The following is a 12,249-nucleotide window of genomic DNA, read 5'->3' as shown; positions in this document are numbered from 1 at the left end:
CTAATCCTCCCACTGAATATGGCCTTTACGTTTCAAAGAACTCAATATTCTCCGTTCAATCCGGCGGTTAAAGCGCGTCATGACTCCGTCAGAGGAAGCGACAGGCACGACGAGGATCGTATGATACCCGTTTCTGTTTCCGCCGAGAACATCAGTAAGCAGCTGATCGCCGATGACCACACAGTCTTCTTTTTTCAGATCCATGCTGCTGACAGCTCTTTTAAAGGCGCGCCCCATCGGTTTTCTTGCCTTATAAATAAACGGTATGCCAAGCGGCTCCGAGAATAATTTCACTCTTCGTTCATTATTATTGGAGACGATCGTGACTTTAATGCCGTGCTCCTTCATTTCTTCAAACCACTCGATTAATCGAGGTGTCGCACTCGGTCTGTCCCACTCCACAAGCGTGTTGTCAAGGTCTGTAATAATCCCTTTCACATTGCGTTCCTTGAGCTTTTCCGGTGTGATATGAAATATATTTTTCACAAATTCGTCAGGTAAAAAAAACTTTTTTAACAAAACCCGCACCCTTCCTTTTCTTTCTATCATCTATATGTCGAAACCTGTCAGATTTAAAAACAAAGTCGGACTCAGTAAAAAAATTTCGACAAAAATTGGGTTTCTTCACCAGTTGTGGATAAAATTACACACATTATCCACTCTTATTACATCCGGATTTATCCAGATTATAAACAAGATACTAACAAGTTATCCACTTACGAGTGTGGATAACAGAACGATTGTTCTTATTTGTATTTCATGGTAGATTAAAGATAACCTCACCATGATTGAAACGCAACCTTCCATCATATGCTTGCGTCTGATGATTGATTACAATTGTAAGGAGGTGCCACTCCCATTAATTGGGTCCCCGGCATGAGAAAGCTTTCTGATGAATTACTAATAGAATCTTATTTCAAAGCCAATGAAATGAATTTGAGCCGTGAATTTATCGAGTTAATTGAAAACGAAATCAAAAGAAGATCGCTCGGACACATTATTTCCGTTTCTTCTTAAACAGAAAAAAATTCCCGGGCGAATTTCCTTTTTTTACTCAGATGACTGATATTATATCACTTCGGTTATGCGCATTACTACCACTTTCAACAAAAAACACCCCTAAAATAGAGGTGTTTAAGAGGACGGCTGCTATATATTGAACCAATACAGACCGCCCAGGACGAGAATGACGACGAGCAGCACAACAAAAAATGCGTACCAGTACCCCGCATTCACCCGAGGAGGCGGGCATACAGGATATTGCGGAGGGAAACCGCGGTTCATAGCAATCGCCTCCAAAAGATGTTTTTTCTACAGCCTATGAAGCAGAAGCAAAACGGTTTAGGCAGCTGACGGCGTCAGCGTTCCAAAACCCGCCCATTTTTTATGCCTTCAATTAAGATTCTGGCGCCTTTTGGCGTCATATGATTTCCGGAGGGATCTATCAGTCCGGATTGGATCAGCGCCCGGTCTGTATCTTTGCCGCCGTCCGCGCGTATAAAGTGTTTCCAGTTATCCACCAGCGGCACTTTCAACTCAGCTGCAACCTGCCTCGTAACGCCGTTATAGGAATTATGCCATTTTCTCGCGCCGCCTTTTTCTTTAAAGGCTGAGGCTTTATATCTCGAATAGTAATAGAGATGATGCGTTCCGTTTCCTTCTATAACCGGGATGCACGTCATTAAAATCGGCTTTATGCCGTGATTTCTGCTTTCGTTTATGAAATAAGTCAGGTTTTCTTTAAACCGTTTCTTTGATACTCGCGGCTGATCTCCCGTCAAAATGCCCGCATCATTTGTTCCGAACATGATAAATAAATATTGGGGCTTACGCTCAAGCACATCGCTTTGAAAGCGCAGGCGCGCATCCTCAGTCGTCTGGCCGCCTATTCCCGCATTTATAACCGTAAGACGGCCGCGTTCCGCTGTTTTTAAAATGTTTACCCACTGCTGCGCCTTCGGATAATCACGATAATCCCAGTTGGAACCGCGCGTATTGCTGTCGCCGAACGCGACAACACTTTTCTCTTTGCCCGCAGCGCATCCTGATAACAGACAGGTTATCGTAATAAAAAGAACAGCAAACTTCATTTTCTCTCCCTCCAAACCTTACCTCCTATGGTACACATCTCTTTGGCGGCTTTCAACGCGGCGCTCTCTTTACTGGATATGAAAAGGACCGGAATCCTGTCCGATCAAATCCGAAACCTTAACAAACGTGTAGCCCTGCTTTTTCAGCTGGGGAATGATTTCTTTCAAAGCCTCCACCGTCTGGCGCCGGTTTCCTCCGCCGTCATGCAGAAGAACGATATCTCCATCTCTGGCATGTGAAACAACGTGCCTGACGATTTTTCCTTTTCCGGGCCTTTTCCAGTCCCTCGGATCTTGGTTCCATGACCACATGATGATATGATAGCCCTCTTTTAAGATGCTTTTGAAAGCCGTCTGATTCAACGACCCTCCCGGCGGGCGGAATAACTTGTCCCCTTCCGGCTGCAGCGATCTGATATGATGCGCGGAGCTGTGAAGCTCTTGTAAAATGTCTTTGCGTTTTAAACGGTGAAAATAAACATGGTTCATCGTATGGTTGCCGATTTCATGTCCTTCTTCAACGATGCGTTTTGCCGTTATGGGGTATTTGTCTATACGGCTCCCGATACAAAAAAAGGTTGCTTTAACATTGTGCTGTTTCAGCACGTCTAACACAGCCTCCGTATAGACAGGATGGGGGCCGTCATCGAAGGTTAAAGATAGCTTCTTTTTTTCAGACCTTATATCCCAGTACACGTTTCCCGTCTTCTCCATGTCACTTCTTTTTAAAGATTTCGCATCGGCGGACACGGCAGTGAGACTCGTGAGGACGCATATCATGATGATCAGATGAAAGCATCTCAACGTTTACACCTCCAGTAAACACTACTGTTAACGTGTCCCCTTTTATAAAAAATCATTCTCTGCATCAAATGATGTACATCCCCGCTTCCCGCTTGTTTTTGTCCAAATCCGGGTGCAGCCGTTTCTCATCAAACGGCAAATGCTGATAAACAAGTACGCTTATCGGACAGCTTATTTTAATAGAAGGAGATAGATTTGTGCTGTATACTAATTGAAAAGAGGTGAACGTACAGATGATAAAAAAGGGATTCAGTCTTGCCGTCATCATTGCTGTCGTGATGATCGGCTTTATGCAAAAAGACGTCTGGCTCAGCATGATTCGCGCGGGCGGCATGTACGCCGTGCTTATGAGTATCCTTCTGGTCGCAGCTGACGTATTTTTTCCGATCGTTCCATTCGCCATTATCGCAGCCTTAAACGGAGCGGTTTTCGGGATTGTAAACGGAGTGTGGATTACATTGTCAGGCGCGATGCTCGGAACAATGGCATTGTTTTTTCTCGTCCGGTACGGATTCAGAGACTGGGCCAGAAAAAAGCTGGCGGCTTACCCGGCCGCGGCTCAATATGAAGATTCATTTCATCAGCACGCGTTTACGGCGGTGCTTTTCGGGCGGCTGATTCCGATTATACCGTCGCTTGCCATGAATACCGTCTGCGGGCTGAGTAACATACGATGGCCGATCTTTTTTTCTGCGTCGGTGCTCGGCAAAATTCCGAACATTGCGATCGTGACCGTCGCAGGCGCTTCATTTACAAGCAACAAACTGCTGTCTTTCGGGATTTACGGAATGTATATGCTCGTCTTAATGGCGGTCATTTATAAGAAGTTTCCCGGTCTTTTAAAAACAACGAGAAAATGAAACGCGTACCGCCCCCTATTGCGGCGGTACGGCTCCTCTCATTCTGAGAACTTTTCCGTTACATTCTGAACCGATCACTTCCATGTTTTTCTTTCTGTAAAATGACAGAGCCGCTTCATTGCCCGGCGAAACTCTCAGGTGATATTCCGAAACACCGTTCGCTCTGAAAAACTGATTCGCGTATTGATGCAGTTTTGTTCCGCACCCTCTTCCCCTCTGCTGCTCAGTCATATAGTAAAGGTGCACATAACCGATTTTTTGGCTGCGGTAAAATTTGATGGAAGCTTCAAGCTGTCCGATCGGCTGCCCGTTATGAAGAAGCAGCTTAAAATTGTCGGGTGAGCATTAGATTTGGGATGACAGCCACCTGAGATACTCATCCTCACGAAATGAAACGGCCGTCTCTTTATGTTTGTTTACATTGATCCGCTTGAAATACATCGGGAGTCCTCCTTTTTGAGGCTGCAAATAAGAACGAGCATAAAACGGCTGCCAACGCCAGCATAACAGCAGCCCCTGCGATGACGATGCCGCGGACGGAAGAACTGACAGCCGCCGCTCCGAAAACCGCCGTTACCACTATAATGAAGACGGCTTCGACTAATGAATAAAAGCTCCCCACTCTCCCCATGATGTCCACCGGAACATTCTTTTGATAAAACGTCAGAAAGCCTGTATTGGCAAACGCCAGAAAAAAAGCGAGAAGGAAAAATCCGAAAGCAGCTGTCCAAAAAACGTCAGAAAACGCATAAATTATATATCCAACCGCTGTGAATAAAGAGCCCATTCCCATCAATAAAGAAGCCGGCATTTTTTTATTAAAGAACACATTGACAAGCGCCCCCGCAATAACCCCTGCCCCTGAGACACTGACGAGAAAACCGTAATCGGCATCAGTCAGCTGAAGAACCTCTTTTGCAAAAGCGGCTTCAAGCGAATCAAGCGCGGATGGCATAACGGTCATGACCAGACTGAATAAAAAATAAATGATCATGACGTTTCGCGCCGTTCGGCTGAAGCGATAGACGAGCTTCCAATCTTCTTTGCACACTGCCAAAGAAAGCTTCTGTCTGGGAGAATGTACGTGAGGCTCATTTTCAAGGCTCGGCAGCATCATCGTGATGAAACCGGACAGCACTAAAGCCCCCGCATTCACCCAAATTGCAAAAATCGGCGTGCCGGCGATAAAAAGCAGCCCGGCCGCAGCCGGCCCGAGGAGAAAAGCCCCTGATTCCGACAAAGCCCTTAGTGAATTGAATCGTTTTCTCCTTTCAGCCGGAATAAGCATCGTCACATACGCCATGGAACACGGACGAAACATCGCATTGGCCATTTGAATCAAAAACACGATACAATAAATGGAAAATAAAGACCGTACAGTAAACATCAGCGGCAGAACGGCAATGAATGCAGCCCGGATGAAATCAAGCGACATCATCATATTCCGTTTGTTACACCGGTCGATGATGCTGCCCGCCCACCCATTTGTCATCAAAACAGCCGCAGGCCTGATTAAATAAAGGATGGAAACCGCAAAAGCAGACCCCGTTTCTTTTAAGACAATAAGATTAAGAGACAAAAAATAAATCCATTCACCAATATTTGCTATCCCGATTCCGGTTAACAGAAGCATCGGGTACAGCCAAGACTTCAGGTTTTTCATCTTATCCCTCCCTTAGAAATAAAAAACGCCCTCAAGACAATAAAGTCTTGAGGACGGGAAACAGCCCGCTATGCCACCTCAATTCGGTTTGGTGCCGGCCTTGCCGGGTACAAAGCTTACTCGGTAACAGGAGTATCCGCCGCATCATCCTCGTTTTTCATGATTCCGATGCGAAGCTAAGAGGTTTGTTTCAACACATCCATTCATACTCCTTCACAGCTCCCGGAGCTCTCTGTCATGAATGATATCTGTCTACTCGTCTCTTCAGCGCTTTTCGTTATATTCTTTTCACCCTTACTTTTTTTAACAATATACAGGCTCAATCAGCAAAAATCAAGAGGCTGTAAGAAATAAAACCTGCCTTTGATTAATTTCCCTGTACAGACACAAACAGCCTGACTGCCACATACAGTTACATATAGGCTTTTGCCTACATAACTTTGTGGAGGTGAGGATGGTGACAGGTGTTTTTGCAGCGCTCGGGTTTATTGTGAAAGAACTCGTGTTTTTAGTATCATACGTGAAAAATAATGCCTTTCCACAACCGCTCTCAAATAGTGAGGAGAAAAAATACTTAGACCTTATGGCTGAAGGCGATGAACACGCCCGCAACATGCTGATCGAACATAATCTCCGTTTAGTCGCCCATATTGTGAAAAAATTCGAAAACACGGGAGAGGACGCAGAAGATCTGATCTCCATCGGTACAATCGGACTGATCAAAGGAATTGAAAGCTACTCAGCCGGAAAAGGCACGAAGCTTGCCACATATGCCGCACGATGTATTGAAAATGAGATTTTAATGCATCTGCGCGCATTGAAAAAAACAAAAAAAGACGTCTCCCTTCATGACCCGATCGGCCAGGATAAAGAAGGGAATGAAATAAGCCTGATTGATGTTCTCAAGTCGGAAAGCGAAGATGTGATCGACACCATTCAGCTCAACATGGAACTTGAAAAGGTCAAAAAATATATCGATATTTTAGACGACCGCGAAAAAGAAGTCATCGTCGGCCGCTTCGGGCTTGATTTAAAAAAAGAAAAAACGCAGCGCGAGATCGCAAAGGAGCTCGGCATTTCAAGGAGTTATGTGTCGCGGATTGAAAAACGCGCATTGATGAAGATGTTTCATGAGTTTTACCGGGCGGAAAAGGAGAAGCGGAAGAAGAAGGGAAAGTGAGCAAAAAGCCGGATCTGACATTCCGGCTTTTTCTATTTTATCTTTTTCAATCATGACTATAAACAGAATATGCGTAGCGCTCAGTGTGAAGGGACAAATATACAAACTGTTTAATCGCGTCAAGGCCTGTGATGAATTCATTTGTGATACGGCCATTTTCAAAATATATTTTGTAGGTTTGAGAGGTCCCTATGACTTCGCTGTCATCTTCAATATCATCAAATTCAATTTCTGAGGAAAGGGTCATGATAAGATTACTCCTATAACGTTCCTCCATTTATTGATTGAATGAACCATAATAAAAACCGCTCCTAAAGAGCGGTTTTAAAATATAAGAAATAATCATTCTAAGAAGAAATCGAAAGGGATTTATTTACTGCTTTTTGAGCATGGATTAAAGTCGTATCAAATAATGGCACTTTTGAATCGTCTGCCTTTACTAATAGTCCAATTTCAGTGCATCCAAGAATGATTCCTTCTGCTCCTCTATCCACCAAATTATTTATGATCTTCTTATAAATGTTTTTGGAAGACTGTTTAATTTCACCCAGACACAGTTCTTGATAAATAATATTATTTATTAATTCCCTTTCATCATCATCAGGAACAATGACATTAATATCATGAGACGCAATACGTGATTTATAAAAATCTTGCTCCATCGTATATTTAGTACCAAGCAGTCCTATTGAGCGAATGTCTTGTCTAATAATTTGTTCTGCAGTTGCATCGGCAATATGCAAAATAGGTATAGTGATCATTTCTTGGATATATCCAAGAACTTTATGCATAGTATTTGTACATATTACAATAAAATCTGCACCTGCTTTTTCTAATGATCTTGCAACTTGACCTAAAGCTTCACCTGCTTTATCCCAAGCTCCTATGGATTGATAATGTTCAATTTCCTTAAAATCAACACTGTATAAAAGGCATTTTGCCGAGTGAAGCCCTCCTAACTTCTTTTTTATTTCTTCATTGATAATTCGATAATACTCAGCTGAAGATTCCCAACTCATTCCGCCAATAAGACCAATAGTTTTCATAACCCACCTCGGATGAAATTTTCAAAATATTATAGTTATTCTATAGCATAGATTAGGTCTTTACAATTATTTATTTTTTCAGGATTATTATCATTAAATTTTATCGAGAATAAAAATGATTGCCCGCCCTTTAAGGAGACAACCATCAAATTCTCACCCATTTTCAGTTCTTCATCTTCTCCAGAGCGCAACCGTTTAGGAATAATAATCAAATCAGCAGGTATTATTAATTTGTCATTTTCATTAAGCCTTATTTCAATAGATGAAACGGAAATCACTTCAGCCGGCATAATATCCACCGGTGACTCACATTCAATAAAGTCAGAATATAGAAAAAGAGATGTGACAGTTATGAAAATCATTTTTCTCATTCGTTACTGCATTTTGGTATCAAATGACTTGACTTATAAGTCCTTAACTTGCGTCCTCTCTCAAAACGATTCAACGCCGGACGCTCTAAAAACTCCTCAGAAAATCCTTCCCAGGCATACTTCAGTCCCTGCTTTCTTTATGCAGACCTCGATCTGGCTGAAAGAAAAACTAGTTACTGATTAGTAACTAGTTTTTATCTTAAAAGATTCCAATATTAGGTTTCAGATTTTCTGGTTTAACCATCTCATCAAATTGTTCTTCCGTTAATAATGTATGCTGCACGCAGTCTTTTTAGCATTAACCCTTCCTTATGAACGAACTTGGAAATTTTCGAATAATATTCATACCCGATAAGGTTCTAATTCCCTAAGTTGTAGTATCGATATCCTCTGTGTAATCCATGGGATTAACCTTTTAAGTTCATTAAACTTAACTGTTTTATTAGACAAAGCTTACAGATCGAATTTCATGGCGCCTATCGATTTTACAATTTCAGGATCTCGGTGCGACCCGAAAAGACTTTCTCCTTTATCAAGGGTGGAAATCTTTTCGATATCCTCTAAGCTCAACTCAAAATCAAAAATGTCAAAGTTTTCGACAATCCGTTCTTTGCGCACCGATTTTGGAATCGTAACGACTTCACGCTGAACAAGCCAACGCAGCACGACCTGGGCGACGGATTTATTGTGTTTTTCCGCAATGGAAGTCAACACGCCGTTGCTGAACATATTATTGCGCCCTTCAGCGAACGGTGCCCATGACTCGTGTTGAACTCCCTGCTCTTTCATAAAAGCAGCACTTTCTTTTTGCTGGCAGAATGGATGCGTTTCGACTTGATTGACGGCTGGCACGATTTCATTATGCATGATCAGATCCATTAGACGGTCGGGATGGAAGTTGCTGACTCCGATTGCCCTGATTTTTCCTTCGCGGTACAGATCCTCCATCGCGCGCCAAGCGCCGTAATAATCGCCGTATGGCTGGTGAATAAGGTATAAATCAAGATAATCCAGCTGCAGCTTATTTAAAGATTTGGAAAATGCCGCCTTGGCACTTTCATAGCCGGCATCCTGAATCCAGAGCTTGGTCGTAATGAACAGCTCCTCACGCGGTACGCCGCTCCGCTTGATTGCACGTCCGACTGCCTCCTCATTTAGGTAACCGGAAGCAGTGTCAATCAGGCGATAACCGGCCATCAGTGCTTCATATACTGCGTTTTCACAATCTTGAGCATCGGGGACTTGGTATACACCGAAGCCGATAATTGGCATTTTCACTCCGTTGTTTAATGTTACGGTTTGCATTGTAATTCCTCCTATTGTTCAAATGTAGAACGACAAACGGCACGCATCCCGAAAATCGGGCACTGCAGAATGAATTCCGCTGCGGCTGGTTTGCGTTATAATAAGCTTATTACCTTCGTGCAACACGAAGGCAAGCACTTTTTTAAAAATTTTTAAAGGAGGATTACACATGCATACAGTCAAAGAAGCAGCGATGATAACCGGACTCACTGAGCATGCGGTGCGCTTTTACACGGATAAAGGCCTGGTGCCGAGCGTACAGCGCAATAAAAACAATATCCGTTTGTTCGATGAAGAATCAATCAACTGGCTGTTTGGCGTCAAATGCCTCAGGCAATCCGGAATGCCGATTGAAGACATTAAAACGTACGTGAATCTCTGTCTCGAAGGAGATTCGACCATCCCACAACGGTACACACTCATGATGGAGCATAAAGAAGAAGCACTCGCTCAGCTCGAAGAAGCCAAACAGCACATTGCCCATTTGGAACAAAAAACCGCCCTATATCAGGCCATTCTGGAGCACCGCTCTTTTGATACAACCAATCCCGCCAACTGGGAAAAAATACAGCATATGCATAGTGACGTATTTTACTCACCCACCGTCCGGTAGATGTGAGAGATATTCATGAGCACATCAATCGCTTTTAAACTTCTAAATTGGAATCCATATTGAATAGGCTAAGTTTGATGACATGTTATGAGCGATTAAATTTGTTTATATACGGCTATAAGGCTGCAAGTCCTTAAGGTTACTTTCTATTAATATAAATTGATAGAGGTCGCATCTGTATGCGACTTCTTGTTCGATGTTGTTTTCAAGTGTGTCAGAGGTAATGTTAACTTCAGCAATTACTTCTTTTGTGCTTAAGTTAGCTGTGCTAATTGATGGAACAGACTTTTGATCCTTAGTCAGCACAACTCTTAAAATCGTTGGCGTGTCTTGAACCATTCGAATAAAAGTTGAAGCTTGAATAGGCTTGCTATCAAAGGATCGGCTTCTCGCGCGCTTGGTTTTCTGTATTTTCTTTGTTTGAAGGCTCGGAAACTTAGGAGCCATCGCATCCCAGTCATTTTTCCATCTAAAGTCAGATTTACTGAATTTCTTTTTGTGTTTCTCTACTTGTGCCTTTGTCCAGTACACTGTTTTTCGGAAGCCATTTATCAATTCACAATAAGCTGCATAACCAATCACTACGTCTGAATTCACACTTTTCAAAATCAATCTCGATCTCCTCAGCCAGCGGATTCCGCTTCTCCAATTCGCCTTCATGAATCGGTATGCAATTGATGGACTTATATTGGCCTGTTCGCAAAGCAAGCTGTATGTACCCTTTGTATCCAAGCTGGAATTGAGCCTTTCCTCCATAAGGAACTATCCAGACATCCCCTAAGTTTTTATCTATAGGCAGGTCGAGTGTAGCTGCCACAGGAACGCTTTTCATACATCATAATAAAACCTTATTAAAACTTTACAAGACAAGCTGAATTGACTATAGTCTAATTAGACTAAAATATTGATGTAAAGAAGTGAAAAATTAGATGATAAAGTCTTTTTTAATGTTGGGGCAGTCGAATATGGCGGGCCGTGGATTTTTGAATGAAGTAGACCCTATCTATAATGAAAAAATTAAAATGCTGCGCAATGGACAGTGGCCGATGATGACAGAGCCGATTAATTATGACCGTCCGGTTTCCGGCGTTGGCCTGGCGGCATCTTTTGCAGATGCATGGTCGAAAGCTCATCCCGATGAAGAAATTGGCTTGATCCCGTGTGCGGAAGGCGGCAGTTCATTGAATGACTGGCATCCGGAAGGCATCCTTTTTCAGCATGCTTTGTCCGAAGCCCGCTTCGCCCTCCGTTCCAGTCAAATTTGCGGAATCCTTTGGCACCAAGGTGAAAGTGACAGTTATCGTTCGCTGCATGAAACTTATTACGAGAAATTAACTCTTATCATTGAGACGCTAAGAAACGAGTTGAAACTTGATGAGGTACCGTTGATTATTGGAGGGCTTGGTGACTTTCTTGGGAAGACCGGTTTTGGACAGCACGCGACTGAATTTCGACAGGTTAATGAACAATTGCTGCGTTTTGCTAATGAACAACAGAATTGTTATTTTGTTACTGCAGCAGGTTTGACTGCGAATCCTGATGGCATTCATTTAGACGCAGCTTCACAACGTAAATTCGGTTACCGCTATTTCGAGGCTTTTTCGAAAAAGCACCATATCCTGAAACCCATTTCGGGAGAGGAGCAATCACTGAAAGTGAAGGGTGACTATTCTAAAACAGAACAGATTTACCTTCATAGTATGGATTTGGCTTCGGGTGAAATCACGTACGCGGAATTTGAGGCGCGGATGGCGAAGGTGATGAAACCATAATTCCCTTACTTATCCTTGGCTTGCTCATCCAAAACCCCGGAGCTCACGGCTATGAACTTCTGGCCTTAATGGAAAAACGTCATTACAAATACATTGTTAACTTCACGAAAGGTTCATTTTATTACAATCTGCAGCAACTTGAAGAAAAGTGTTTGATTGAACAGATTCAGCAGAAACCCTCAACCGGCGGGCGTGAAATCCGTAACTTTAAAGTCACAGATTCGGGAAGGGCAGAATTTGAAAAATTAATGATCAAATACGGCACCAAATCGGAATATGTGAACCAGCAATTTTATGGGGCGTTACTCTTTGCCGATGAATTCGACAAAAATAAATTACTGGATCTGATCCAATCACAAATCGATCAGACTAAAACTCGAATCGAGCTCCTTGATGAATACCTGTCCATCACTCAAGAAATTCCCGGCACAATCAATTACTTTCGCCGTATGAATGAAAATTCCCGTTCACATCACTTGGTTAATTTAGAGTGGTTCGAAAAATTGAAAGCAGAAATAGAGTGAACTATTGGATAATAAAAAATG

General features: G+C 42.8%; 15 protein-coding genes and 5 pseudogenes. 6 read left to right on the top strand and 14 right to left on the bottom strand.

Going from position 1 to position 12,249, the window contains the following annotated elements:
- On the bottom strand, positions 1–519 hold the full coding sequence (locus G9F48_RS12035; RefSeq protein ID WP_007408254.1) for a YqeG family HAD IIIA-type phosphatase: 519 nt from the start codon (positions 517–519) through the stop codon (positions 1–3).
- Between the two features lie 357 nt (positions 520–876).
- On the opposite strand from G9F48_RS12035, the gene sda reads away from it, so the two are divergent.
- Complete coding sequence (sda, locus tag G9F48_RS12030; protein WP_003152850.1) at positions 877–1,017, top strand: sporulation histidine kinase inhibitor Sda; 141 nt, start codon at positions 877–879, stop codon at positions 1,015–1,017.
- A 132-nt stretch (positions 1,018–1,149) separates the two neighbouring features.
- Here the strand turns inward: sda and G9F48_RS19935 are convergent, their stop codons facing one another.
- From G9F48_RS19935 to G9F48_RS12020, 3 genes are all read right to left on the bottom strand, one after another.
- On the bottom strand, positions 1,150–1,284 hold the full coding sequence (locus G9F48_RS19935) for a hypothetical protein (RefSeq protein ID WP_003152848.1): 135 nt from the start codon (positions 1,282–1,284) through the stop codon (positions 1,150–1,152).
- A 74-nt stretch (positions 1,285–1,358) separates the two neighbouring features.
- Positions 1,359–2,090 (bottom strand): SGNH/GDSL hydrolase family protein, encoded by a 732-nt coding sequence (locus G9F48_RS12025; protein WP_025649828.1) that lies wholly within the window; start codon positions 2,088–2,090, stop codon positions 1,359–1,361.
- A 69-nt stretch (positions 2,091–2,159) separates the two neighbouring features.
- The gene (locus tag G9F48_RS12020) at positions 2,160–2,894 is read right to left on the bottom strand and encodes a polysaccharide deacetylase family protein (protein ID WP_013352949.1); all 735 of its coding nucleotides are present in this window, start codon (positions 2,892–2,894) and stop codon (positions 2,160–2,162) included.
- A gap of 233 nt (positions 2,895–3,127) precedes the next feature.
- On the opposite strand from G9F48_RS12020, the gene G9F48_RS12015 reads away from it, so the two are divergent.
- Positions 3,128–3,754, top strand: a complete 627-nt coding sequence (locus G9F48_RS12015) for a TVP38/TMEM64 family protein (protein ID WP_165409540.1) — start codon at positions 3,128–3,130, stop codon at positions 3,752–3,754.
- Positions 3,755–3,769: 15 nt separating this feature from the next.
- Here the strand turns inward: G9F48_RS12015 and G9F48_RS19780 are convergent, their stop codons facing one another.
- Positions 3,770–4,033 (bottom strand): GNAT family N-acetyltransferase, encoded by a 264-nt coding sequence (locus G9F48_RS19780; RefSeq protein ID WP_238785819.1) that lies wholly within the window; start codon positions 4,031–4,033, stop codon positions 3,770–3,772.
- Positions 4,034–4,160: 127 nt separating this feature from the next.
- A complete protein-coding gene (locus G9F48_RS12005) occupies positions 4,161–5,417 on the bottom strand; it encodes an MFS transporter (RefSeq protein WP_165409539.1) in 1,257 nt (418 codons plus the stop codon).
- Between the two features lie 454 nt (positions 5,418–5,871).
- Between G9F48_RS12005 and sigK the strand changes: the two genes are divergently transcribed.
- Positions 5,872–6,597: an RNA polymerase sporulation sigma factor SigK gene (sigK, locus tag G9F48_RS12000; protein ID WP_020956104.1), complete on the top strand. Its 726-nt coding sequence runs from the start codon at positions 5,872–5,874 to the stop codon at positions 6,595–6,597.
- A 49-nt stretch (positions 6,598–6,646) separates the two neighbouring features.
- Here sigK and G9F48_RS11995 read toward each other — a convergent pair.
- The 6 genes and pseudogenes from G9F48_RS11995 to G9F48_RS11970 form a co-directional block, all read right to left on the bottom strand.
- A pseudogene (locus G9F48_RS11995) lies at positions 6,647–6,844 on the bottom strand (DUF2634 domain-containing protein); the annotation flags it as partial.
- 100 nt (positions 6,845–6,944) lie between these two features.
- Positions 6,945–7,643, bottom strand: coding sequence for an aspartate/glutamate racemase family protein (locus tag G9F48_RS11990; protein ID WP_138092640.1), 699 nt, complete (start codon positions 7,641–7,643; stop codon positions 6,945–6,947).
- 93 nt (positions 7,644–7,736) lie between these two features.
- A pseudogene (locus tag G9F48_RS11985) lies at positions 7,737–8,005 on the bottom strand (DUF2577 family protein).
- A 55-nt stretch (positions 8,006–8,060) separates the two neighbouring features.
- Positions 8,061–8,173, bottom strand: a pseudogene (locus tag G9F48_RS11980) (hypothetical protein); the annotation flags it as partial.
- 183 nt (positions 8,174–8,356) lie between these two features.
- Positions 8,357–8,464: a winged helix-turn-helix transcriptional regulator gene (locus G9F48_RS11975; RefSeq protein WP_076984016.1), complete on the bottom strand. Its 108-nt coding sequence runs from the start codon at positions 8,462–8,464 to the stop codon at positions 8,357–8,359.
- Positions 8,465–8,467: 3 nt separating this feature from the next.
- The gene (locus G9F48_RS11970) at positions 8,468–9,319 is read right to left on the bottom strand and encodes an aldo/keto reductase (protein ID WP_013352973.1); all 852 of its coding nucleotides are present in this window, start codon (positions 9,317–9,319) and stop codon (positions 8,468–8,470) included.
- 169 nt (positions 9,320–9,488) lie between these two features.
- Between G9F48_RS11970 and G9F48_RS11965 the strand changes: the two genes are divergently transcribed.
- Positions 9,489–9,932, top strand: coding sequence for a MerR family transcriptional regulator (locus tag G9F48_RS11965; RefSeq protein WP_052586319.1), 444 nt, complete (start codon positions 9,489–9,491; stop codon positions 9,930–9,932).
- Between the two features lie 186 nt (positions 9,933–10,118).
- Here the strand turns inward: G9F48_RS11965 and G9F48_RS11960 are convergent.
- Positions 10,119–10,298, bottom strand: a pseudogene (locus tag G9F48_RS11960) (phage major capsid protein); the annotation flags it as partial.
- 69 nt (positions 10,299–10,367) lie between these two features.
- A pseudogene (locus G9F48_RS11955) lies at positions 10,368–10,764 on the bottom strand (recombinase RecT); the annotation flags it as partial.
- 97 nt (positions 10,765–10,861) lie between these two features.
- Between G9F48_RS11955 and G9F48_RS11950 the strand changes: the two are divergent.
- A complete protein-coding gene (locus G9F48_RS11950; RefSeq protein WP_156735581.1) occupies positions 10,862–11,704 on the top strand; it encodes a sialate O-acetylesterase in 843 nt (280 codons plus the stop codon).
- Positions 11,701–12,228: a PadR family transcriptional regulator gene (locus G9F48_RS11945; protein ID WP_165409591.1), complete on the top strand. Its 528-nt coding sequence runs from the start codon at positions 11,701–11,703 to the stop codon at positions 12,226–12,228. The genes G9F48_RS11950 and G9F48_RS11945 overlap by 4 nt, the downstream gene beginning before the upstream one ends.
- Positions 12,229–12,249 lie beyond the last annotated feature (21 nt).

Origin of the sequence: Bacillus sp. EKM420B, assembly GCF_011065565.1 — a bacterium.
Lineage (GTDB): Bacteria > Bacillota > Bacilli > Bacillales > Bacillaceae > Bacillus > Bacillus velezensis.
The sequence above is the reverse complement of the archived record's forward strand: the minus strand, read 5'-3'. Positions and strand labels throughout refer to the sequence as shown.